The 23,499-nt window shown below is 66.3% G+C and carries 23 protein-coding genes; 13 read left to right on the forward strand and 10 right to left on the reverse strand.

Annotated features, from left to right (window positions below; genetic code table 11):
• Positions 1-6: 6 nt before the first annotated feature.
• The 4 genes from G6N33_RS08870 to exaC are packed head-to-tail and all read right to left on the reverse strand — an operon-like array spanning position 7 to position 2,922.
• The gene (locus G6N33_RS08870) at positions 7-624 is read right to left on the reverse strand and encodes a hypothetical protein (protein ID WP_044509662.1); all 618 of its coding nucleotides are present in this window, start codon (positions 622-624) and stop codon (positions 7-9) included.
• Complete coding sequence (locus G6N33_RS08875; protein ID WP_044509661.1) at positions 617-895, reverse strand: putative holin; 279 nt, start codon at positions 893-895, stop codon at positions 617-619. Before G6N33_RS08875 ends, G6N33_RS08870 begins: the two co-directional genes overlap by 8 nt.
• 18 nt (positions 896-913) lie before the next feature.
• The gene (locus G6N33_RS08880) at positions 914-1,399 is read right to left on the reverse strand and encodes a DUF779 domain-containing protein (protein WP_044509660.1); all 486 of its coding nucleotides are present in this window, start codon (positions 1,397-1,399) and stop codon (positions 914-916) included.
• Positions 1,399-2,922: an acetaldehyde dehydrogenase ExaC gene (exaC, locus tag G6N33_RS08885; protein WP_101528189.1), complete on the reverse strand. Its 1,524-nt coding sequence runs from the start codon at positions 2,920-2,922 to the stop codon at positions 1,399-1,401. Before exaC ends, G6N33_RS08880 begins: the two co-directional genes overlap by 1 nt.
• 67 nt (positions 2,923-2,989) lie before the next feature.
• Between exaC and G6N33_RS08890 the strand changes: the two genes are divergently transcribed.
• The 4 genes from G6N33_RS08890 (at position 2,990) to G6N33_RS08905 (ending at position 6,848) form a co-directional block, all read left to right on the forward strand.
• A complete protein-coding gene (locus G6N33_RS08890) occupies positions 2,990-5,047 on the forward strand; it encodes a prolyl oligopeptidase family serine peptidase (RefSeq protein ID WP_101528188.1) in 2,058 nt (685 codons plus the stop codon).
• Positions 5,048-5,049: 2 nt separating this feature from the next.
• Positions 5,050-5,370, forward strand: coding sequence for a hypothetical protein (locus tag G6N33_RS08895; protein ID WP_179962705.1), 321 nt, complete (start codon positions 5,050-5,052; stop codon positions 5,368-5,370).
• Between the two features lie 27 nt (positions 5,371-5,397).
• Positions 5,398-6,330: a crotonase/enoyl-CoA hydratase family protein gene (locus tag G6N33_RS08900; RefSeq protein ID WP_044509657.1), complete on the forward strand. Its 933-nt coding sequence runs from the start codon at positions 5,398-5,400 to the stop codon at positions 6,328-6,330.
• A 65-nt stretch (positions 6,331-6,395) separates the two neighbouring features.
• Positions 6,396-6,848: a DUF5078 domain-containing protein gene (locus tag G6N33_RS08905; RefSeq protein ID WP_044509656.1), complete on the forward strand. Its 453-nt coding sequence runs from the start codon at positions 6,396-6,398 to the stop codon at positions 6,846-6,848.
• Between the two features lie 89 nt (positions 6,849-6,937).
• Here the strand turns inward: G6N33_RS08905 and G6N33_RS08910 are convergent, their stop codons facing one another.
• Complete coding sequence (locus G6N33_RS08910) at positions 6,938-7,678, reverse strand: TetR family transcriptional regulator (RefSeq protein ID WP_081662167.1); 741 nt, start codon at positions 7,676-7,678, stop codon at positions 6,938-6,940.
• A gap of 213 nt (positions 7,679-7,891) precedes the next feature.
• On the opposite strand from G6N33_RS08910, the gene G6N33_RS08915 reads away from it, so the two are divergent.
• From G6N33_RS08915 to G6N33_RS08935, 5 genes are all read left to right on the forward strand, one after another.
• The gene (locus G6N33_RS08915; protein ID WP_044509655.1) at positions 7,892-8,311 is read left to right on the forward strand and encodes an MmpS family transport accessory protein; all 420 of its coding nucleotides are present in this window, start codon (positions 7,892-7,894) and stop codon (positions 8,309-8,311) included.
• A gap of 32 nt (positions 8,312-8,343) precedes the next feature.
• A complete protein-coding gene (locus G6N33_RS08920) occupies positions 8,344-11,211 on the forward strand; it encodes an MMPL/RND family transporter (RefSeq protein ID WP_044512790.1) in 2,868 nt (955 codons plus the stop codon).
• A 54-nt stretch (positions 11,212-11,265) separates the two neighbouring features.
• Positions 11,266-13,005 carry a cytochrome c biogenesis protein DipZ gene (locus G6N33_RS08925; RefSeq protein WP_044509654.1) on the forward strand — a complete coding sequence of 580 codons (1,740 nt, stop codon included), beginning with the start codon at positions 11,266-11,268 and terminating at the stop codon, positions 13,003-13,005.
• A 116-nt stretch (positions 13,006-13,121) separates the two neighbouring features.
• Complete coding sequence (locus G6N33_RS08930) at positions 13,122-13,685, forward strand: sigma-70 family RNA polymerase sigma factor (protein WP_044509653.1); 564 nt, start codon at positions 13,122-13,124, stop codon at positions 13,683-13,685.
• Positions 13,682-14,383, forward strand: a complete 702-nt coding sequence (locus G6N33_RS08935; protein ID WP_044509652.1) for an anti-sigma factor — start codon at positions 13,682-13,684, stop codon at positions 14,381-14,383. The genes G6N33_RS08930 and G6N33_RS08935 overlap by 4 nt, the downstream gene beginning before the upstream one ends.
• Positions 14,384-14,390: 7 nt before the next feature.
• On the opposite strand, the gene G6N33_RS08940 is transcribed toward G6N33_RS08935, so the two are convergent.
• On the reverse strand, positions 14,391-15,239 hold the full coding sequence (locus G6N33_RS08940) for a hypothetical protein (protein ID WP_044509651.1): 849 nt from the start codon (positions 15,237-15,239) through the stop codon (positions 14,391-14,393).
• Between the two features lie 9 nt (positions 15,240-15,248).
• A complete protein-coding gene (locus G6N33_RS08945) occupies positions 15,249-15,764 on the reverse strand; it encodes a mycothiol transferase (RefSeq protein ID WP_044509650.1) in 516 nt (171 codons plus the stop codon).
• A gap of 110 nt (positions 15,765-15,874) precedes the next feature.
• Between G6N33_RS08945 and G6N33_RS08950 the strand changes: the two genes are divergently transcribed.
• The 3 genes from G6N33_RS08950 to G6N33_RS08960 are packed head-to-tail and all read left to right on the forward strand — an operon-like array spanning position 15,875 to position 19,051.
• The gene (locus tag G6N33_RS08950; RefSeq protein ID WP_101528187.1) at positions 15,875-17,632 is read left to right on the forward strand and encodes an N-acyl-D-amino-acid deacylase family protein; all 1,758 of its coding nucleotides are present in this window, start codon (positions 15,875-15,877) and stop codon (positions 17,630-17,632) included.
• Positions 17,633-17,670: 38 nt separating this feature from the next.
• Entirely contained in the window at positions 17,671-18,624 is a 954-nt protein-coding gene (locus G6N33_RS08955; RefSeq protein ID WP_101528186.1) for a PPE family protein, read from the forward strand.
• Positions 18,625-18,655: 31 nt separating this feature from the next.
• A complete protein-coding gene (locus G6N33_RS08960; protein ID WP_044509648.1) occupies positions 18,656-19,051 on the forward strand; it encodes a hypothetical protein in 396 nt (131 codons plus the stop codon).
• Between the two features lie 17 nt (positions 19,052-19,068).
• Here G6N33_RS08960 and G6N33_RS08965 read toward each other — a convergent pair whose 3' ends face one another.
• The 3 genes from G6N33_RS08965 to G6N33_RS08975 form a co-directional block, all read right to left on the reverse strand.
• Positions 19,069-19,926 carry an endonuclease domain-containing protein gene (locus G6N33_RS08965; RefSeq protein ID WP_044512788.1) on the reverse strand — a complete coding sequence of 286 codons (858 nt, stop codon included), beginning with the start codon at positions 19,924-19,926 and terminating at the stop codon, positions 19,069-19,071.
• A gap of 159 nt (positions 19,927-20,085) precedes the next feature.
• Entirely contained in the window at positions 20,086-21,711 is a 1,626-nt protein-coding gene (groL, locus tag G6N33_RS08970) for a chaperonin GroEL (RefSeq protein ID WP_044509647.1), read from the reverse strand.
• A gap of 188 nt (positions 21,712-21,899) precedes the next feature.
• The gene (locus G6N33_RS08975; protein WP_044509646.1) at positions 21,900-22,466 is read right to left on the reverse strand and encodes a TetR/AcrR family transcriptional regulator; all 567 of its coding nucleotides are present in this window, start codon (positions 22,464-22,466) and stop codon (positions 21,900-21,902) included.
• A 103-nt stretch (positions 22,467-22,569) separates the two neighbouring features.
• On the opposite strand from G6N33_RS08975, the gene G6N33_RS08980 reads away from it, so the two are divergent.
• Positions 22,570-23,481, forward strand: a complete 912-nt coding sequence (locus G6N33_RS08980) for an SDR family NAD(P)-dependent oxidoreductase (RefSeq protein WP_044509645.1) — start codon at positions 22,570-22,572, stop codon at positions 23,479-23,481.
• Positions 23,482-23,499: the final 18 nt, after the last annotated feature.

The raw sequence follows: 23,499 nt of genomic DNA on the forward strand, positions 1-23,499 counted from the left end.
GGTCGGTCAATACGGGATGACGCCGATCACGCAGTGACTTACTGGCGGGCCGACCCGCGCGCAGTAGTAGTAGCCGTACAGCGGCGCCGCGGCGAGCAGCGAACCGAACGGCCCGGACAGCACCGCGATGGACAGCGCCGCGACCAGTGGCCTGCCCTGCACCATCGCCAGCATTACCGCGCCGACCACGCACGCGACCACATAGACCAGGGTCATGAACACCGGCGCCGCCTTGTCGATGGTGTGGTACCACCAATAAAACAGACTCAGGCCCACCTCGGCGGTGACCGCCCAGGTGCCGAGGAGCACCAGCGCCAGCTTCCACCACTTCAGGTACTGGTAGCGGCCCGGCACGGTGACCGACTGCACCGACGTGCCGACCGACTCGACCTCCGTTGGCGCGGCGTCCCGTTCGGCAGCAGCCGCGACGTCGGGTTTGTCCGGCTCGGCCGTGTACTTCGCGGCTTCCCGACGCTCGGCGACGATGGGTATCGGCTGTGCGCCCGTGTCGTCGAAATCTGGGACGAATCCTTGCGTGCCGGTGTCCTCGGAGTCGAAGTCGGGGACGAACGGCTCGGTGCCTGGGTTGCCGGCCGGGCCCTGTTCAGCGTCCTTGTCAGCCATGGGCGGTCACCTCGATGGCCACCAGCACCCCGAACCAGCCGGGACCCAGCGCCAGGATGAACGTGCCCAGCATCGTGACCCAGCGGCGCCCGGAGAACAGGATGGTCAGCAACCCCATCACGCTGGGCAGCCCGACGACCAGTGCGATCACCACATCGGGGCGCACCGGGGTGTGAATCAGCACGGTCAGCGCCACACCGACCAGCAGGCCGACCGCGGTGCCTACCAGCATCGCGCTGGCCAGCAGCCAGGGACGCGGTAAAGGGATCACCTCATCGAGGTTACTGAGTCACGGAATACGAGGCGGGCACGTTTCCGGCACGGCTTCATCAATCACGGGGTCAATCACCGGACCGCGAACCAGGGGGCGCTCACCCCGCTCGTAGCCTGCCCCGGTAATCACCGATTCGGTCTCTAGCTGGGCCTTTTCCTCGTCGGTGAAGACGCGCCCACGACTGAGAAACCGCACGCCTTCGGGAGCCTCCAGGCTGAACCCGCCACCCCGACCGGGCACCACGTCGATGACCAGCTGGGTGTGCTTCCAGACCTGGTACTGCGGGCCCGAAATCCACACCTCGACACCCTCGGACCCCACGTCGAGGATCCCGAGCAGGACGTCGCGGTCACCCACGACGAAGTCGCCAACCGGGTAACACATCGGCGACGACCCGTCGCAGCAGCCACCGGACTGGTGAAACATCACCCGGCCGTGCCGCTCTTGGAGCCGGCCCAGCAAATCGGCGGCCGCGGCGGTGACGACGACGCCGGTGCACATCAGAAGAAGCCCTGCGCCTTGTCCGCGTAGGACACCAGCAGGTTCTTGGTCTGCTGGTAGTGCTCGAGCGCCATCTTGTGGGTTTCGCGGCCGAATCCGGACTGCTTGTAGCCGCCGAACGCCGCGTGCGGCGGGTAGGCGTGGTAGCAGTTCACCCACACCCGGCCAGCCTTGATCTCACGCCCGGCTCGGTAGGCGGTGTTGCCGTCACGGCTCCACACCCCGGCGCCCAGACCGTAGAGGGTGTCGTTGGCGATACCCATCGCGTCGGCGAAGTCGCTGAACGACGTCACCGCCACCACCGGCCCAAAAATCTCTTCCTGGAAGATGCGCATCTTGTTGTTGCCGGAGAAGATCGTGGGCTGCACGTAGTAGCCGCCGGACAAATCGCCGCCGAGCTCCGCGCGCTCACCGCCGGTGACGACCTTGGCGCCCTCCCCCTTGCCGATCTCGATGTAGGACAAGATCTTTTCCAGCTGATCGTTGGACGCCTGCGAGCCCAGCATGGTCTCGCTGTCCAACGGGTCGCCCTGGCGGACGGCCTTGGTGCGGATCGCGGCGAGCTCCAAAAACTCGTCGTGAATGTCGGACTGGATCAGGCTGCGCGACGGGCAGGTGCAGACCTCGCCCTGATTGAGGGCGAACATGGTGAAGCCCTCCAGCGCCTTGTCCTGGAAGTTGTCGTTGGCCGCCATCACGTCGGAAAAGAAGATGTTCGGGCTCTTTCCGCCGAGTTCGAGGGTGACCGGGATCAGGTTCTGCGAGGCGTACTGCATGATCAGCCGGCCCGTAGTGGTTTCCCCCGTGAACGAGACCTTGGCAATCCGGTCACTGGACGCCAGCGGCTTGCCGGCCTCGACGCCGAATCCGCTGACGATGTTCACCACGCCCGGCGGGATCACATCGCCGATCAGCGACATCAGGTACAGGATTGACGCCGGGGTCTGCTCGGCGGGCTTGAGCACCACCGTGTTCCCGGCGGCCAGCGCCGGGGCCAGTTTCCAGGCGCCCATCAGGATGGGGAAGTTCCACGGGATGATCTGCCCGACGACGCCGAGCGGCTCGTGGAAGTGATAGGCGACGGTGTCCTCGTTGATCTGCGACAGCGAGCCCTCCTGGGCGCGGATCGCTGCGGCGAAGTAGCGGAAATGGTCGGCGGCCAGCGGGATATCGGCCGCGAGCGCCTCCCGGATCGGCTTGCCGTTGTCCCACACCTCGGCCACCGCCAACGCGTCCCTGTTCGCCTCGATGCGATCGGCGATCTTGTTCAGCACCGCCGCCCGCTCGGTCGGGGAGGCCTTGCCCCAGCCGGGGGCGGCCGCGTGCGCGGCGTCGAGCGCCTTGTCGACGTCGGCCTCGTCCGAGCGCGCCACTTCGCAGAACGTTTGGCCGGTCACCGGTGTCGGGTTCTCGAAGTACCGGCCCTGGGCGGGCGCGACCCACTGACCGCCGATGAAATTGTCGTACCGCGACTCGTACGACATCAGCGCGCCGGCGGCACCTGGACGTGCGAAAACGGTCATCTTCTCGGCTCCTTGTTCGGCTCGTGCACGACTGTTGTGCTACAGCTCACACTACCGCTGGGCCACAATGGCTTCCATGACAGCAGAGGTTGCCGCACCCGCGAATCGCGAGCAAGACGACCCCTACCTATGGCTGGAGGATGTCACCGGCGACAAAGCGCTGGATTGGGTACGGGCACGCAACGAACCCACCCTGACCGAGTTCTGCGACGACGACTTCGAGCGGATGCGCACCGAGGCGCGGGAAGTTCTCGACACCGATGCCCGGATCCCCTACGTCCGTCGCCGGGGTGAGTACCTGTACAACTTCTGGCGCGATGCGCGCAACCCCCGCGGGCTGTGGCGGCGCACCACGCTGGACAGCTACCGCACCAACTCGCCCGACTGGGACGTGCTGATCGACGTGGACGCCCTGGGTCGCGCCGACGGACAGAAGTGGGTGTGGGCCGGTGCCACAGTGCTCGACCCGGAGTTCACCCGCGCGCTGGTCAAGCTGTCGCGCGGCGGCTCGGATGCGGTGATCGTGCGCGAATTCGACATGGCAACACGGCGGTTCATTGACGCCGGGGCCGACGGCTTCACGCTTGCCGAGGCCAAGTCCGACATCGGGTGGGCCGATCCGGACACGGTATTGGTGGGCACCGACTTCGGTCCCGGCTCGCTGACCGAATCCGGTTATCCGCGGATCGTCAAACGGTGGCGCCGCGGCACCCCCGTCGAGGAGGCCGAGATCGTCTTCGAGGGAACGCGCAGCGACGTCAGCGTGTCGGCCAGCGTCGACCGCACCCCGGGCTTTCAACGCTGCTTCGCCGGCCGCTCGATCGATTTCTGGAATTCCGAGATCTACGAAGTCCGCGGCTCGGAGTTGCTCCGCGTCGATGTTCCCACCGACGCGAGCGTGTCGGTACACCGTGAGTGGTTGCTGATCGAGTTGCGCAGCGATTGGACCGTTGCCGCCGACACCTACCGAGCCGGCTCCCTGCTGGCCGCCAAGTATGACGAATTCCTCAGCGGTACAAGAGATCTACGGGTCGTGTTTGAACCCGACGAGCACACTTGCCTGCATCAGAGCGCGTGGACCCGGGACCGACTCTTGCTGGTGACGTTGGCCGATGTGGTCAGCCGGGTCGAAATGGTCACGCCCGAAACGTGGCGGCGCGAAGTCGTTGCCGGGATACCCCCGGCGACCAACACGGTCGTCGTTGCCGCCGACGACACCGGTGAAGAGTTCTTCCTGGATTCAAGCGGATTCGACACCCCATCGCGGCTGTTGCGTGGCACCGATGCCCGCCAACTCGAGCAGATCAAGTCCGCTCCGGCGTTTTTCGACGCCGAGAACCTGGATGTGCAGCAGTATTTCGTGCCGTCCAGGGACGGAACCTTGATCCCGTATTTCGTGGTGCGTTCGCGAGACGCCGCCCAGCCCGGGCCCACCCTGCTTGGCGGCTACGGGGGTTTCGAGTCCTCCCGGACACCCGGCTACAGCGGGGTGTTGGGCCGGCTGTGGCTGGCCCGTGGCGGCACCTATGCGATGGCCAACATCCGCGGCGGCGGCGAATACGGGCCGGGCTGGCATACCCAGGCGATGCGGGAGAACCGGCACAAGGTCGACGAGGATTTCGCCGCGGTGGCAGACGATCTGGTAGCACGCGGCATCACGACGGTGGGGCAGCTCGGAGCGCAGGGCGGCAGCAACGGCGGACTGCTGATGGGCATCATGCTGACCAAATATCCGGAGAAGTTCGGTGCCCTGGTCTGCGATGTGCCGCTGCTGGACATGAAGCGCTACCACCTGTTGCTGGCCGGCGCGTCGTGGGTCGCCGAGTACGGTGACCCGGACAACCCGGATGACTGGGAATTCATCTCCAAATATTCTCCGTACCAGAACATTTCGGCGAGCCGCCGGTACCCGCCGGTGCTGTTCACCACGTCGACGCGCGACGACCGAGTGCATCCTGGGCACGCCCGCAAGATGGTGGCCGCGCTGCAGGCGGCCGGCCACCCGGTGTGGTTGTACGAGAACATCGAGGGCGGACATGCCGGCGCGGCCGACAACGAGCAGGCCGCGTTCAAGGCGGCCCTGAGCTATTCGTTCCTGTGGCGCACCCTGGGAGGCCAAGCGTGAAGATCCTCGACATCATCGAACTCGGTTTGGTCGTGGCGGGACTGGTCCTGATCATCGCCGGTTGGGCCCAGTCCCGCTTTCGGTTCATCGCCGAACGGCGCAAGGGGCGGTACTTCTACTGGGGCACCTCGGCGCTGGGCATCCTCTTCTTCGCGTTCGGCACGGGCCAGCTGTGGCCGAACGGCGTGATGACGACGTTGATCTTCGGCGGCATCGTCGTGCTGACGGCCTATCTGACCACGCCTTACCTCAAGATCGGCGATCGGATCTACGCGTCGAGTCCGGAGAATCGCGAGCCCGACCCGCCCGGCGAAGAGCGTTAGCCCACACGTGGGGCTCACACTTGGAACATGCCAGCATCCACGTCGCGTACCGGGTCCGGCTTCCAGACCCTGCTCTACCGGACCACCGGACCGGTCGCCACCATCACCCTGAACCGCCCCGAGCACCTCAACACGATCGTCCCGCCGATGCCCGACGAGATCGAGGCCGCGATCGGCTTGGCCGAGCGGGACCAGGCGATCAAGGTCATCGTGCTGCGCGGCGCAGGGCGCGCCTTCTCCGGCGGCTACGACTTTGGTGGCGGCTTCCAGCACTGGGGCGAGTCCATGATGACCGGCGGCAAGTGGGATCCCGGCAAGGACTTTGCGATGGTCAGCGCCCGCGAGACCGGACCGACGCAGAAGTTCATGGCAATCTGGCGGGCATCCAAGCCGGTGATTGCCCAAGTGCACGGCTGGTGCGTCGGCGGCGCCAGTGACTACGCGCTGTGCGCCGACATCGTGGTCGCCAGCGAAGACGCGGTGATAGGGACGCCGTACAGCCGGATGTGGGGGGCCTATCTGACCGGCATGTGGCTGTACCGGCTGAGCCTGGCCAAGGCCAAGTGGCATTCGCTGACGGGCCGGCCGTTGACCGGCGTGCAGGCCGCCGAGATCGAGTTGATCAACGAGGCGGTGCCGTTCGACCGGCTGGAGGCTCGCGTCGCCGAGATCGCCGCCGAGCTAGCGCAGATTCCGTTGTCGCAGTTGCAGGCGCAGAAACTGATCGTCAACCAGGCCTACGAGAACATGGGGTTGGCTTCCACCCAGACGCTGGGCGGCATTCTCGACGGCCTGATGCGCAACACCCCGGAGGCCCTGGACTTCATCCACACCGCCGAAACTCAGGGGGTGCGGGCGGCCGTGCAGCGGCGCGACGGCCCCTTCGGCGACTACAGCCAGGCACCACCCCAGCTGCGCCCCGATCCGTCGCACGTCATCGCCCCTGATGGCGATAGCTAATAAGACGTACTAAAAAGTTGGCCGAGACTCGCCCGCGCGCCGATTGAAGTGCTACCGTTATCGCTATGTCTCGGCTCAGTTCCTTCCTGCGCGCAGGCGCTGTCTCCGTTGCCCTCGCTATGGCCGCTGTGGCCTTCCCGCAGACCGCGGTCGCCGACTCCACGGAAGACTTCCCCATCCCCCGGCGGATGATCAACACGACCTGCGACGCCGAGCAGATCCTCGCGGCTACCCGCGACACCAGCCCGGTGTACTACCAGCGGTACATGATCGACTTCAACAACCACCCGAACGTCCAGCAGGCGACGATCGACAAGGCGCACTGGTTCTTCTCCCTGGCGCCGCAGGACCGCCGCGGCTATTCGGAGAACTTCTACGCCCCGGTCTCCGACCCGCTGTGGGTGGCCTGGCCCAACCACATGAAGATCTTCTTCAACAACAAGGGCGTCGTCGCCAAGTCCACCGACATTTGCACGCAGTACCCGCCCGGGGACATGTCCGTCTGGAACTGGGCCTAGTCCTCAAGCAAGTCCTCGATCAAGTCCTCGATCCTCATCCTTGATCCTCATCCTTGATCCTCGCGAATTAGCCCCGGCTCAGCCCGGGGCTAATTGCTGTCAGCAGTGCGGTGCGGTGACCGCCCCGGATGTGCACGTACCGAATCCTTGGCCGCTGAGGGCGATTCGGCTAGCAGACCAATGCAGGTGGCAGTGAGTACCCGGGTAAGAGCGGAGGGAAAATCGATGTTCCACTCGGGCGGGATGGACCCCGGCTGGTCGGCAAGCCGCTGCGGCGGATTGGCGATCTGCCAGAACGCGGCAGCCAACGAATAGGCGGCGATCAAGCTGTCGAATGCGCCGGAGCGGCCGAGGCCGGGCAGCGCACCTTCGATGGCGTCGGCCAATGCCAGCGCGGCGGCCGAGATCGTCTGCCGGATGTCGAGGACTCGTTCGACCTCGACCTCATGCTCGAGATGCAGGTGCAGGTTAGCGAGCAGATCACAGAACAACGGGTCGGCGGCCAGCCCGCTGGCCAACGCCTCGGCGACGCGCGCCGGCGACATCGGGCCCGGCTCGGCCAGCTCCTCGCACACCGCACCCGACCATCGCACCCAACCTTCGGCGGCCAGATGCAACAGAACTTCCTTGTGTGAGGTGAAGTAACGGCGCACCGCCGAGTAGTGAATCCCGGCGCGCCCGGCGACGGCGGTTAGCGTTACCGACGCGACACCGGTTTCGCGTGCCACCGAGCGCGCGGCCTCCACGAGTGCCGCCGACCGGCGGCGCTTGTTTTCCTCCGTGCGGGCGCGTTGAAACGTGAGTTGCGCCACGAACGGAGCGTAACGCACATCATGTGATTTGAATAACGCACAGTATGTTCTTTCCGACACGCCACTGGCCTGGGTGTTAGCGCGGAAAAGTAACGTGCATCACAGCGACCCGGAATGGAAGCGCGCGGACCGCGACCCTAGACTGATCGAGGCTTATTAGGTAAGCCTTAGCTATTCTGACGCTCTCTGCGTCGCGGCAATCGATGAAGGGGTTGTGCGATTTTCAGGATCATGTCGCGGCTGTGGATTCCGTTGGTCGTCACAACGGTGCTCGTCGTCGGCGGCCTCGTGGTGTACCGCGTCCACAGTCACTTCGGCCCGCGGGCGCCGGAGTCGTACGCCGGTGGCAATCTCGCTGGTGCCCAGCTGCTCAAGCCCAAGTCGATGGTTTACGAGATTTTCGGTACGACCGGAACACTGGCCGACATCAGCTATTTCGACGTCAACTCCGATCCCCAGCGCCTTGATAGGACGCCGCTACCGTGGTCGTTGCGCATCACGATGACCAAGCCGGGCGCGCTGGGAGACCTTATCGCGCAAGGTAATAGCGACAGCATCGGCTGCCGGATCACAATCGACGGCGAGGTCAAAGCCGAGCGCATTTCCCACGAGGTCAACGCCTATACCTTCTGCCTGGTGAAGTCCGCGTGAGCGCGCACGCCGCCGTCGATCCCGCCGTGTCGATGCCACGAGAGCGTCCGCGTGTGGCCAGGATGATCCACCGGTTTGCGGTACCCATCATCTTGGGTTGGGTCGCATTGGTTGTCGTCCTGAGCGTCTCGGTTCCATCCCTCGAAGAGGTCGGCCAGGAACGTGCCGTCGCCCTGAGCCCCAGCGATGCACCGTCTTACGAGGCGATGCGGCGCATCGGCAAGGTCTTCCACGAGGGCGACTCCGACAATTCGGCGATGATCGTGCTCGAGGGCAAGGACCCCCTCGGGAACGACGCCCACAAGTACTACGACCGATTGGTCGCTAAGCTGCGCGCCGAAACCCGATATGTGCGAAGCGTTCCAGACTTGTGGGGCGATCCGCTAACCGCCTCGGGCGTACAGAGTAACGACGGTAAAGCCGCCTACGTCGAGGTGAATCTCGCCGGAGATCGCGGCGAGCGATTGGCCAGCGAATCCATCGAGTCGGTCCGCAAGATCGTCAACGGCATGACCGCACCGGCCGGCGTCACCGTATGGATCACCGGCGCATCGGTGATCGCTACCGACATGCATCAAAGCGGCGACCAGTCGATGCTGAAGATGATCGTCGCCAGCGTCGTGGTGATTACCATTGTGTTGCTGCTCGTCTACCGCTCCATCGTCACCGTCGTGCTGCTGCTGATGACGGTCGGTGTCGAAACAATTGCGGCCCGTGCGGCCGTCGCGGTGCTCGGGCACAACACTTCGATCGGGCTCACCACGTTCGCGGTCAGCCTGCTCACGTCGCTGGCCATCGCCGCCGGAACCGACTACGGGATATTTCTCATCGGACGCTACCAAGAGGCCCGGCAGTCCGGCGAAGACCCCGAAACCGCTTTCTACACAACCTATCGCGGCACCGCTCACGTGATCGCCGGTTCCGGCCTGACGATTGTCGGGGCCACTTTTTGCCTGGCCTTCGCTCGACTTCCGTATTTCAACACCATGGGCCTGCCCTGCGCGGTGGGCATGATCGTCGCGGTCGTCGTCGCACTCACGCTGGGGCCGGCCGTCTTGACCGTCGGCAGCCGGTTCGGGTTGTTCGACCCGAAAAGAGCAATCGAACCTCGCCGATGGCGACGGGTGGGCACCGTGGTGGTGCGCTGGCCGCTACCGATTCTCGCCGCGTCCTGCGCGGTGGCCCTCATCGGCTTGGTCACGCTGCCCGGGTACACCGCCAGCTACAACGACCGCGCGTTTCTGCCGACGACCCTGCCCGCCAACCAAGGATTCGCGGCGGCCGACCGCCATTTCTCCCAGGCCCGGCTCAAGCCCGAAATTTTGCTGATCGAGGCGGATCATGATCTGCGCAACCCTACCGACTCACTGGTATTGGACAGACTGGCCAAGGGCATCTTCCGGGTTCCGGGAATTGCTCGGGTACAAGGCATTACAAGGCCCGACGGAACAACGATGGACCATACCTCGATACCGTTTCAGCTGAGCATGCAAAACGCCAGCCAGCTGCAAACCATGAAGTACCAGCGGGACCGGATGAACGACCTCTTGACGGAAGCCGACGATCTACAGCAATCCATCGATGCCATGCAGCGGGTGTATGCCATTACCGCCCAGATTGCGACGGCGACCCACGACATGAACGGCGTCACCCACGAAATGGTGGACGTCACCAACCAATTGCGGGACAACATCGCGAATTTCGAAGATTTCTGGCGTCCCATCCGCAGCTACTTCTACTGGGACAAGCACTGTTACGACATTCCGCTGTGCACGTCGCTGGGATCAGTGTTCAACGCGCTCGACGGTGTCGACCAGATCACCGAGAAATTAACTGCTCTTTCCGGTGACGTGTCTGATCTGGACCGGTTGATGCCGCAGCTGCTCGCCCAGATACCCACGATGATCAGCACCATGGTGAACATGCGGACCACCATCCTGACCATGCACAGCACCATGTCCGGGATCTTCGCTCAGATGGACGAGATGAGCCAAGACGCGATGGCCATGGGGCATGCTTTTGACGCCTCCAAGAACGACGACTCGTTCTATCTACCACCGGAGGTGTTCTCCAACAAGAACTTTCAGCGCGCGATGAGGACGTTCCTGTCGCCCAACGGTCACGCGGCCCGCTTCATCATTTTGCATCGCAGCGACCCCGCCACAGCCGCGGGGATCGCGAGCATCGACGCGATACGCATGGCGGCGCAGGAGTCGTTGAAGGGAACGCCGCTCGAGGATGCCAAGATCTACCTGGCGGGCACGGCCGCGGTCTTCAAAGACATTTCCGATGGCGCCAACTACGACCTGATAATCGCCGGAGTATGTGCGCTCTGCCTCATTTTCGTCATCATGCTCATCCTCACCCGGGCATTCGTCGCCGCCGCCGTCATCGTGGGCACCGTGGCGTTTTCCCTCGGCGCTTCCTTCGGCCTGTCCGTCTTGGTCTGGCAGCATCTCCTGGGCTTCCAACTGCATTGGTCGGTGCTCGCTATGTCGGTGATTGTGTTGCTGGCCGTGGGCTCGGACTACAACCTGCTGCTGGTGTCCCGATTCCGACAGGAGATCCATGCCGGGCTGAAAACCGGCATCATCCGTTCGATGGGCGGTACCGGCAGGGTGGTCACCAACGCCGGCCTGGTGTTCGCCTTCACGATGGCGTCCATGGTCGTCAGCGATCTGCGCGTGATCGGCCAACTGGGCACGACCATCGGTCTGGGCCTGCTGTTCGACACGCTGATCGTGCGCGCGTTCATCACTCCCGCCATCGCCGCCCTGCTGGGGCGCTGGTTCTGGTGGCCGCTTCGCGTTCGCTCCCGCCCGCGCCCGGTTCCCGGTCCGCCGGCAACGCTGGATGTCGTGCGTGCGCTACCCCGGACGGCAGACGCGGTTACCGTGTAAATCACAGTCTTCGACATCCCATCCGAAACCCCCACGGCTGCGAATACCACCTGTATGCACACCATTGCGCTCATCGGTTTTCTCGGCGGCTTGATCACCGGCATCTCGCCGTGCATCCTGCCGGTGCTTCCGGTGATCTTCCTGTCCGGCATGGACAGCGACCGGGCCGCCTCTCGCGGCTTGAATTCGGCGATGCGCCCCTATCTGGTGATCGCCGGACTGGTGTGCAGTTTCAGCGTGGCCACGCTGATCGGGTCAGCGCTGCTGTCGGCGTTGCATCTGCCGCAGGACGCCATCCGGTGGGCTGCGCTAGTGGTGCTGGTCCTGATCGGCCTGGGGTTGATCTTCCCACCGCTGCAACATCTGATCGAGCGGCCGTTCGCGGCCCTGCCCCAGCGTCAATTCGGCCGCAACGCAGATGGTTTCGGCCTAGGGCTGGCGTTGGGAGCGTTGTATGTGCCCTGCGCGGGTCCGGTACTGGCCGCGATCGTGGTCGCCGGCGGCACGGCGTCGCTCGGCCCCTCCACCGTCGTGCTGACCGCAACGTTCGCGCTCGGGAATGCGTTGCCGCTGTTGGCCTTCGCGCTAGCCGGACGTCAGGTCTCCGAACGCGTCGCGGCCTTCCGCCGGCGGCAGCGCCTGGTCCAGATCGCCGGCGGCGTCACGATGATCGTGCTCGCGGTGGCGTTGGTGTTCAACCTGCCGGCCATGCTGCAGCGCGCCGTGCCCGACTACACCACGGCGATGCAGAACCGGCTCGGCGCCGAGGAAATCCAGCGCTCGCTGATACCCAGCAGCGCACCGCGGACCACTGCCGGCAGCATTCTGCAGCTCGACCAGGGCATGACGAGCAACGGCATGATCTCCAACTGCAGCAACGGTTCTGCCGACCTCGAGCAGTGCGGGCAGGCGCCCGCCCTCACCGGGATCACCGGCTGGCTCAATACCCCGGGCGGCAAGCCGCTGGACGGTGCGTCGCTGCGGGGCAAGGTGGTGCTGATCGACTTCTGGGCGTACTCGTGCATCAATTGCCAGCGCGCCATCCCGCATGTGGTCGGTTGGTACGACCGGTATCGGGACAGCGGATTGGTCGTCATCGGGGTGCACACCCCGGAGTACGCCTTCGAACGAGTTCCCGAAAATGTGGCCAGCGGGGCCGCCGGACTGCACATCGACTATCCGATCGCGCTGGACAACGACTACGCCACCTGGAACGCCTTCAACAATCAGTACTGGCCGGCGGAATACCTGATCGATGCCAACGGGACCATCCGACACACCAGCTTCGGTGAGGGCGACTACAACAACACCGAGAAGTTCATCCGGCAGTTACTGGTCGATGCCAACCCCAATGTCCGGTTACCCGGGGCTGTGAACGGCGTCGACACCACTCCGACGACCAGGCTCACCCCCGAGACCTACCTGGCGCCGGACAAGTCCGGCAACTACGGCGGCGACGGCAGCTACGCGGCGGGCACCGCAACGTTCAGCTTCCCGCCGCAAGTTCCGAACGACAAATTCGCTTTGCGTGGCCGGTGGACGCTGGACGATCAGGGCGCCACCGCCGAAGGCGACGACGCCGCCATTCGGCTCAACTACACGGGCAAGGCCGTCTATGTCGTCGTCGGCGGTACCGGCACCCTCACCGTCACCCGGGACGGACAAACGACCACCACGCCGATCGGCGGTGTTCCCACGCTGCATCAGATCGTCGGCGACGACGGCGCCCATCGCGATCAACTCGACATGCAGGTGAGCAAAGGTCTGCAGGTGTTCTCGTTCACTTTCGGGTAGTCATCCGCGATCCGGAATAGTGGTGCTGACCCCGGTGTTTAGCCCTAGTCAGATGACCGGTCCGTCGATAACGGCGGCCCGGGCCGGCGCGACGGGGAGCGATGGGCTACTAAACAATGACGGGATTGCCGCAACTGAGCAGCGACTTGGACGTGTTGCTGCGACAAGTAGCGCGCGGGGACACCGAGGCATTCGCCGCGGTCTACGACCTCACCAAGAGCCGGGTGTTCGGGTTGGTGATTCGTGTACTGCGCGACGCCGGCTACAGCGAGGAGACCACCCAGGAGATTTATCTCGAGGTGTGGCGCTCCGCGTCGGAGTACGACCCCGCCCGGGGCTCCGCACTGTCCTGGCTGCTGACCATGGCGCACCGCCGGGCCATCGACCGGGTGCGCTCCGAGCAAGCCGGCAGCCGCCGAGAATCGCGTTACGGCGCGGCCACTGTGGACACCGCCAGCGACGTGGTCGCCGATTCGGCGATCGCGGGTGACGAACGTCGTCGGGTCGCCGACTGCCTGGGCTCGCTGACCGATGCGCAACGTCAATGCATCGAGCTGGCTTACTACGGCGGCCTGACCTATGTCGAGGTATCGCACCGGTTGGCGGCCAACCTGTCGACGATCAAATCCCGCATCCGCGACGCGCTGCGCGGGCTGCGTAACTGCTTGGACGTGGCATGACCGCTCCCAATGACTTCGAGCTGCTCGAACTGGCCGCGCCGTACGCGTTGCACGCCGTGTCCGATGCGGAGCGCGCCGACATCGACCGGCAAGTCGCGGCCGCGCCGGCACCGGTTGCGGCCGCCTTCGCCGACGAGGTTCGCGCCGTCCGGGAAACCATGGCCGTCGTGTCGGCTGCGACCAGCGTCGAACCGCCGACGCGGCTGCGGGCGGCCGTACTGGCGCGCGCCGCGGCCACCCCAGCAAAGCGGGAACATAGTTGGCGCACAACCGCATTGGTGTCGGTAGCGGCCGCGATCGTGGCGGGGCTGACGGCGTTGGGGGTGCAGGCGGTGCTGCGCCCCGCGTCGCCGCCCTCCGTTGCCGAGCAAGTGATCGCGGCCCCGGACGTGCAGACCGTGTCACGCCCGCTGGCCAACGGCACGGCCACGGTGGTGTTCTCGCGTGACCGCAACGCCGGTGTGCTGGTGCTTAACAACGTGGCGCCGCCGTCGCCGGGCTCGGTGTATCAGCTGTGGTTGATCGACGCCAAGGGCCCGACGTCGGCCGGGACGATGGGCAACGCGGCGGTGTCGCCGTCGACCACGGCGACCCTGACCAACCTCGGAAAGTCAACGACGCTCGCGTTCACCCTCGAGCCCGGCGCCGGATCCCCGCAGCCGACCACACCCATCCTGGCTGCCCTGCCATTGAGCTGAGGCTTCGTCACGAGGCTTTCTGCACCAGGCTGCCCAGCACGGCGAGGACCACGCCGAGTACCACCAGCGCCGCGCCGGCGGCCAGCGTCATGTTGAGCCATTGGCGCAGAGCCGTTTCCGCGTGGCGCACCATCACGTCGGCGATCTGGCGAACATCGCCCGTGCTGCGATCCAGCGCCGCGTTGAGGTAACGGGTACCGACCTCGGTGCCCACCCAGCCGGCCGCGCCGACGAGCAGCGCCGAGACACCGAGGCTGCTCATCGCCTTACCGCGGCGCCGGGCCGCCAGCAACATCAGCAGGGCGCACACCCCGCACAGCCCGGCCACGCCCCGGCTCGCCCAGGGGCCCCACTGGGCGACCCGGTGCAGTGAGCCCTGCCGCAGCGAATGCGGTATCGACGCGGTCAGTGGGACGGTCAGTGTCGCGGGGACGTCCACGTTGTGATCGCTCAGGATCTGTTGGAACGCAGTGTCATTGAGCATCGGAGCCACGTCGATGGCCCAGGAGTCGCCGGAGTCCTCTCGGTCGAACAACCAGCGGTGCGCGGCACGGTTGGCCGTCGCGAACAGCGGCGGGAACGCGGGTCCGGCCGTGAAAGTGGCAGCGGCATCACGTATTTGCGCGCTATCGACCAAATAGCGTCCGCTGCCGTGCTCGGCGATCAGCGTCATCGCCCGGCTGGTGAGTTCGCCGGCCATCGCAGACTGCAGGGCGGGATCGGTCGCCGCGCGCTGGGCCAGCGCGGCGTAGCCGTCCTCGTTGACCAGATTTCGTTGCGCCCATACCGCCGGCACCGCGACCGCCAACGCCAGCGTGGTGATCAGCCACAGCAGCAGCGTCGCGAGGAACCGCACCGGCCCAATCTACGGCGCGATGCCCCGCAGGTAAGCGGCCTGGCCGAGGTGCTGGGCGCAATCGTCGATGATGCTGACTATCCGGGCGCTGGCGGTGACCGGCGGGTCCCAATTGGTATCGACGACGCGAGCCAGCTCCGCCGCAGTCACCGTGGCGACGTACTCGCAGGTGAACTTGTGCACCGCGCGGTAATAGCCGGCCAGCAGGTCGGCGGATGCGCGCACCTTGGCGACGTCCGCGGCGCTGTGCCCGTAGCCGGTGTCGCGTCGCGGCAGGTCGAGGCCGAAGCGGTCCACCCAGCCGTCGCGGGTCCACACCTCCTCGACATCGGCGATGTCCGCCAGCTGGATGTCCTGCACCCGAGCGCTGTGCCAGAGCAACCAGGCGATGGTGTTGGCCTCGGGGGTCGGACGGTAGTTGGACACCTCGTCGGTCAGTCCATCGGTGAGTTCATCGACATGTTCGATCAAGCGGGTGAACGCATCGCGGAGCAGCTCGCGGGCGGCGGCGTCGGTATCTGACATACCAACGACACTACGAGGCCGGTGCGACGCGCGTCGGCGCCGTCAGGCCGCCACGATCGCTTCGTGAACCGATCGTGGCGTGAGCACGGGTGCGGTCGTAGATTGATTAGATGAGCTATGACCTCCTGATTCGCAACGGCACCATCGTCGACGGGCTGGGGGGTGAGCCGTTTGTCGGCGACGTCGGGGTAACCGGCGGGGTCATAGTCGCCGTCGAGGCCCGCGACGGCACCGCCGGCCCTCTCGATGGCGCCTCCGCGGAGCGCGAGATCGACGCGACCGGCCTATTGGTCACGCCCGGTTTCGTGGATCTGCACACGCACTATGACGGGCAGTCCATCTGGTCGGACCGCCTGACACCGTCGTCGGCGCACGGGGTGACCACGGTCGTGATGGGCAACTGCGGCGTCGGATTCGCGCCGTGCCGCCAGGAAGACCACGACGTGCTCGTCGACGTGATGGCCGGCGTCGAGGACATCCCCGGTGTGGTGATGACCGACGGCCTGCCGTGGAGCTGGGAGACCTTCCCGGAATACCTCGACACACTCGAGGCGGGCAAGCGTGACATCGACGTGGCCGCCTACCTGCCTCACTCACCGCTGCGGGTCTACGTGATGGGCCAGCGTGGCGCCGACCGGGAGCCGGCCACCGCCGAGGACCTCGCGAAGATGCGGGCGCTGGCCAAGGAGGCCATCCAGGTCGGCGCGCTGGGATTCGCGTCGTCTCGGCTGACCATTCACAAGACCGAAAGTGGTTCTCCCATACCGAGTTATGACGCGGCCCGGGAGGAGATCGCGGAGATCGCCAAGGGCGTCGTCGATGGTGGAGGCGGGTTGCTGCAATTCGTTCCCGACATTCCGGCGGGCGGTTACCAGCCGGTGCTGCAGACGGTGTTCGACGTCGCCGAAGACGCCGGGCTGCCGGTCACCTTCACGCTCGTCGTCGCTAACGCCGGCGACCCGACCTGGCCGGACGCGATCAACATGGTCGAGAAGGCCAATCAAAATGCGGGAGCGCTCCGATTCACCGCGCAGCTGCTACCCCGTCCGATCGGCTTGATCATCGGGCTGCAGCTGACCGCCAACCCCTTCGTGCTCTACCCCAGCTATCAGCAGATCGCGCATCTGCCGCTGGCCGAGCGGGTGGCCGAGATGCGCAAACCCGAAGTCCGCGCCCGCATCCTGGCCGACAAGCCGGGCGAGGGGCACCCGATTCTCTACGTCGCGCAGATGTGGGATTGGATCTTCCCGCTGGGCGATAACCCCAACTACGAACCCGACCCCGCCGACAGCATTGGGGCTCGCGCCCGGGCGCGGGGGGTGGACCCGATGGAAGAGGCATACGACCGGCTGCTCGACGACGACGGCAGGGCCATGCTGCTGGTCGCGACCAGCAACATGGAACGCAACTCGCTCGACACCGTGGGACAACTGCTGCACCGGGACGACGTCGTGCTGGGCCTCGGCGACGGCGGGGCGCACTACGGGATGATCTGCGACGCCAGCTATTCGACGTTCTTTCTGTCACACTGGGCCCGCGATCGGGCGTCCGGGCGTTTTTCGGTGGCTGAGGCCGTCCGCGAGCTGACGTCGGTTCCGGCTCGCGTCGCCGGGCTGGCCGACCGTGGCCGCATCGCCGTCGGGTACAAGGCCGACCTCAATGTGATTGACCACGACCGATTGCGGTTGCACAAGCCGGTGATCAGTTACGACCTGCCTGCCGGCGGGCGCCGGCTGGATCAGACCGCCGACGGATATGTGGCCACGATCGTGTCCGGTGAAGTCATCGCCGAGGATGGGAAACCCACCGACGCCCGTCCCGGAAAGTTGGTGCGCGGCCGCCGAAGCGCGCCCGCGCCCACCCCATAACGCCACGAAGGCAGGCCCGCCCCGGTTAAGTTATTGCAGTGACGAGCCCGCATTTTGCGTGTTTGCCGCCAGAGATCAATTCGGCTCTCATCTACGCCGGTCCTGGATCGGCGCCGCTGCATGCTGCTGCGGAGGCGTGGGACGGGCTTGCCGAAAACCTGTCCTCGTCCGCGTCGTCGTTTCTCTCTGTGGCCACGGACTTGGCCAACGGCGCCTGGCATGGCCCGTCGGCGGCGGCGATGCTGGCCGTCGCGACCCAGTACGTGAGCTGGCTCCGGGCCGCGGCGGCTCAGGCGGAGGCGACGTCCAGCCAGGCGTCGGCCATCGCGGGCGCATTCGAGACGGCCCTGTCGGCGACGGTGCAACCGGCGGTGGTCTCGGCCAATCGGGCCCTGGTGCGCGCGTTGGCCTCGACGAACCATCTGGGCCAGAACGCGCCGACGATCATGGACATCGAGTCGGCCTACGAGCAGATGTGGGCGACGGATGTGGCTGCGATGTCGGGGTATCACGCCGACGCGTCGGCGGCCGCCGAACAGCTGGCGCCCTGGCAGAACGTAATGCAGAACCTCGGTGTGCAGTTCAGCAACGGCGACCTCAATTTCGCGCCGCACGCCGGGACGGGCAATCTGGCGCAGCACCTGAGTGCGGGAGCCGGCCTGGACCACACCGGCGGCCACGTCGGATCGTGGCTGGCGGACAGTCAAACGGGCGGACTGTTGCATTGGGACAGTTCCGGTACGGGCTTCGCGGAGGTCGGGCCGGTCAGTGTGGTGAGCCACGGCGGCCCCGATGCGGGCATGCTCGGCTCCGGCCACTACGTCACGGGCGGGGTGGGCGCGACCAATTTGCAGGCGGGTCTGCTCAACTCGGCCACTGCGGGCACCGGGTTCAACCCGGCCGCCATCCAGCCGGGCCTGCTCAACCCGGCGCTGGCCAACGCCGCCTTCAGCGCGACGCCGGGCGAAGGCGGGGCGGGTTTGCCGAGCTGACGCCGGCCGGGCACGGCCTATCCTCGACAGTATGCGCACCAAGAAGCGGGTGGACCTCGAGCGGCTGGCCGCCGCCTTGCCGGATTTCCGGTTCGCGTACCTGATCACCGCCGACGACGACTACCGCGTGCACACCGTGACAGTGGAGCCACAGCTGCGCGGGTCGTCGCTCGACGTCGGACTGATCGGCGGCCGCACCCGCGAAAACCTGGCTCGACGTGGCGAAGTCACCCTGCTGTGGCCGCCGGCCGAACCAGATGGCTATTCACTGATCGTGGACGGCCAGGCCGAGGTCGGTGAGTCCGACGGCGAGACGGTCGGGCTGCAGGTTGCGCCGACCCGCGCCCTGTTGCACCGCAATGCCGACTCGCCCTCGGCGGCCAAGGGCTGCCTGCACGATTGCGTCGTGTTCAGTCTTCCGGCCTGAGTCGCCGAGTGTGGGCCCTACGCACGGCAAGGGCCGCCAATTCGTCCATAGGCCCCACGCTCGCGAAGCTTGTCCTGCACGCGCCGGATGATGACGTCCGGCCGGGACAACATCTCGGCGCTGACCCTGACCACCGCCCAGCCTGCGGCCTCCAATCGCGCAATGCGCTCGATGTCCCACGACCGCTGATATCGGTTCTCCCAGTGCTGGATGCCGTCGTATTCGACCGCGAGCTTCCACTCCCGCCACCCCATGTCCACGCGGATGCCCAGGTCGCGAAATTCGATCTGGGTCTGCGGTTTCGGCAGTCCGGCGCCGACTAACAACAGCCGCACCCTGGTCTCCGGCGGCGACTCGGCACCGCCGTCGGCGAGCTGCAAAGCAGCCCGCAGCCGGCGGGCACCGCGTGCGCCCGGGTGCCGATCGGCGATCAGGCCGACGTCGGCGGGTTTGGTACCCGTCGCGTTGAGCAACGCGTCGAGGATCGGGACCGACTTGGCGACGGGCCGGGTACGACCGATGTCGAAACCCGTTCGGGCCGCGGTGGTAAGGCGCATGCCACGGCATGCCCGCACCTCATCGTCGAGCAGTTGGTAGCCGTGCACCACGATGCCGGCCTGGCCATGCCGGTTGTCGCGCACGATCTCTGCGGAGGCGGTCGCGTCGAGCCATTTCGTGCCGAGCACCGCGGCGGCGGACAGGCCGCACAACGTGGCGCCGGTCGACAGCCACGCGGCGCGCGCTTTGACCGCCGCGGTGAGTTCGGCGTCCTTGACGATGTACACGTCGCGGAATACCGACCGGTACCGCGTGCGCAATTGGCTGCGGGTGACCGCACCGCGCCGCAGCGCCTCGCTGCCGAGAAATACCTCCATGGCGCCATATTCGCCGGCCATGCGCCCGCGGCGTATGCGCCGACTGTGGGGCCTGTGCACCGATTTCGGGGTGTGGACGTACCTATGCCCCACACTCGGCGCGATGGCGACACGAAAAGCCCGGCCTGCGTGACGCAGGCCGGGCTTTTCGCTAGGGACTTAGAAGTCCATGCCGCCCATGCCACCGGTCGGGTCGCCGGCGGGAGCCGCGGCCTTCTCCGGCTTGTCGGCAACGACGGCCTCGGTGGTCAGGAACAGGCCCGCGATGGACGCCGCGTTCTGCAGCGCCGAACGGGTGACCTTGACCGGGTCGGCAACGCCGGCCTTGAGCAGGTCCTCGTACTCGCCGGTGGCGGCGTTCAGGCCGGTGCCGGCGGGCGAGTTGGTGACCTTCTCGGCGACAACGCCGGGCTCCAGCCCGGAGTTGAAGGCGATCTGCTTCAGCGGAGCCGACAGCGCCACGCGGACGATGTTGGCACCGGTGGCCTCGTCGCCGGTCAGGCCGAGGTCGTCCAGGGCGGGAGCCGCCTGCAGCAGGGCCACGCCACCACCGGCGACGATGCCCTCCTCGACAGCCGCCTTGGCGTTGCGGACCGCGTCCTCGATGCGGTGCTTGCGCTCCTTGAGCTCCACCTCGGTGGCGGCCCCGGCCTTGATCACCGCAACACCGCCGGCCAGCTTGGCCAGACGCTCCTGCAGCTTCTCGCGGTCGTAGTCGGAGTCGCTGTTCTCGATCTCGGCGCGGATCTGCGCCACCCGGCCGGCGATGGCGTCGGTGTCACCGGCGCCCTCGACGATGGTGGTCTCGTCCTTGGTGATGACGACCTTGCGGGCCTTGCCGAGCAGCGAGATGTCGGCGTTCTCCAGGGTCAGGCCGACCTCCTCGCTGATGACCTGACCACCGGTGAGGATCGCCATGTCCTGCAGCATCGCCTTGCGGCGGTCACCGAAGCCGGGAGCCTTGACGGCCACCGACTTGAAGGTGCCACGGATCTTGTTGACGACCAGGGTGCTCAGCGCCTCGCCCTCGACGTCCTCGGCGATGATCAGCAGCGGCTTGCCGGCCTGGATGACCTTCTCCAGCAGCGGCAGCAGGTCCTTGACCGTCGACACCTTGGAGCTGACCAGCAGGATGAACGGGTCCTCCAGGACGGCTTCCTGACGCTCGGCGTCGGTGACGAAGTAGCCCGAGATGTAGCCCTTGTCGAAGCGCATACCCTCGGTGAGCTCGAGCTGCAGCCCGAAGGTGTTGGACTCCTCGACGGTGATGACGCCCTCGTTGCCGACCTTGTCCATCGCCTCGGCGATCAGGTCGCCGATCGACTGGTCGCCCGCGGAAATCGCGGCGGTGGCAGCGATCTGGTCCTTGGTCTCGACATCCTTGGCCGACTTCAGCAGCGTCTCGGTGACCTTTTCGACGGCCTTCTCGATGCCGCGCTTGAGGCCCAGCGGGTTGGCGCCGGCCGCCACGTTGCGCAGGCCCTCCTTGACGAGCGCCTGAGCGAGCACGGTGGCCGTCGTGGTGCCGTCACCGGCGACGTCGTCGGTCTTCTTGGCGACTTCCTTGACCAGCTCAGCGCCGATCTTCTCGTAGGGGTCCTCCAGCTCGATCTCCTTGGCGATGGACACACCATCGTTGGTGATCGTGGGAGCGCCCCACTTCTTCTCCAGCACGACGTTGCGGCCCTTGGGACCCAACGTCACCTTTACCGCGTCGGCGAGGCTGTTCAAGCCCCGCTCGAGGCCGCGACGGGCCTCTTCGTCGTACGCAATTGTCTTGGCCATTGCGAAGTGATTCCTCCGGATTGGGGATGACGGGTCACCAGGGCGACCCCGTTACTTACGCTGGCCGGGCGCAGTGCCCGCGACGGACGACCGGACTGGTCTCACCGTCCCGACCTAGCACTCGCCCATCGCGAGTGCCAACGTCATTCTTAGCACTCGCCTATGCCGAGTGCAAGAAGCCCACCCCGCTATCGCCCAGCACGTAAGCCATCCACGACGAGATCGGTCACCCGCTCGGCCAACTCGGAGTTATAGGCCTCCATCGCTTGACATCCGACCATGATCGTCTTCACCTCTCGCACGCTGACATCCGGCCGCGCTGTGCCCGCGTCCTGCGCCGCCCGCAGCAGCTCGTCGAGCATGGCCAGAAAGGCGCCCTCGGCCTCTGGCGCGGCGGTGGTGATGTCGATACCGAAGCCGGCCAGCGCATCGACCAACCCGCGGTCCGCCGCGCCCCACTGCAATACCAGCGAGCGCAGGTAAGCGAACAGTGCCTCGCCGGGTCCGACGGACTGCAGCAGGGCATGCCCGTCATCGACCAGGCGCTGCATGCGGTCCTCGATTACCGCCTGAAACAGCGCTTCCTTGGTCGGAAAATGCCGGTAGACGGTGCCGGCCCCGACGCCGGCACGCCGGGCGATCTCGTCGATGGGGACCGACAGCCCCTCGGCCGCGAAGGTGTCGTAGGCGACTTCCAACAGCCGCGCCCGGTTGCGTGCCGCGTCGGCCCGCAGCCGACGTCCGGGCTGCGTCATCTGTTCACCCCTTCGTGGTTGACAAACCGGGGCGTGCGTTCCGTATAGTTGGAGCCAACCGGAGCGATCGCCCCGTTTACTCTACTAGTTCAAGGAGGCCTTCATGGCCAAATGGACCGCAGCAGACATCCCCGACCAGTCGGGCCGAGTCGCCGTCATCACCGGTGCCAACACCGGCCTGGGTTATGAGACCGCTTTGGCGCTGGCCGAGCGGGGCGCGCACGTGGTGCTCGCCGTCCGCAACCTGGACAAAGGCAAAGACGCCGTCTCCCGGATCACCCGCCAGAGTCCCGGCGCCGATGTTGCTCTGCAAGAGCTCGACCTGGCGTCGCTCGCGTCGGTCCGGTCGGCCGCCGAGGCGCTGCGCACCGCGCATGACCGCATCGATCTGTTGATCAACAACGCGGGCGTGATGTGGACGCCGAAAGGGATCACTAAGGACGGCTTCGAGCTGCAGTTCGGCACCAACCACCTCGGTCATTTCGCCCTCACCGGCCTGCTGCTGGACCGGTTGCTGCCGGTCGCGGGGTCGCGTGTCGTGACCGTCAGCAGCGTCGGCCACCGCATTCAGGCCGACATCCACTTCGACGACCTGCAGTGGGAACGCAGTTACAGCCGCGTCGGCGCGTACGGGCAGGCCAAGCTGGCCAACCTGATGTTCACCTACGAATTGCAACGACGGCTGGCGCCGCACGGGACGACGATCGCGGCGGCGGCCCACCCCGGCGGATCGCGCAGCGAGTTGACCCGCAACCTGTCCACACCGCTGAAGCTGGTGGCGACGGTACTCGAGCCCTTGTTCCAAAGCGCGGCCATGGGCGCGTTGCCCACGCTGCGGGCCGCGACCGACCCCGGCGTCCTGGGCGCGCAGTATTACGGCCCCGGCGGCTTCGCCGAGCAGCGGGGTTATCCCAAAGTCGTTGCGTCCAGCGACAAGTCACACGACGTTGACGCGCAGCGCCGGTTGTGGACAGTCTCCGAGGAGCTCACCGGGGTGACGTACCCGTTCGACTAGGCGCGTTCATGCCGACCC

This window comes from Mycobacterium simiae, from assembly GCF_010727605.1.
Taxonomy (GTDB): Bacteria; Actinomycetota; Actinomycetes; order Mycobacteriales; family Mycobacteriaceae; genus Mycobacterium; species Mycobacterium simiae.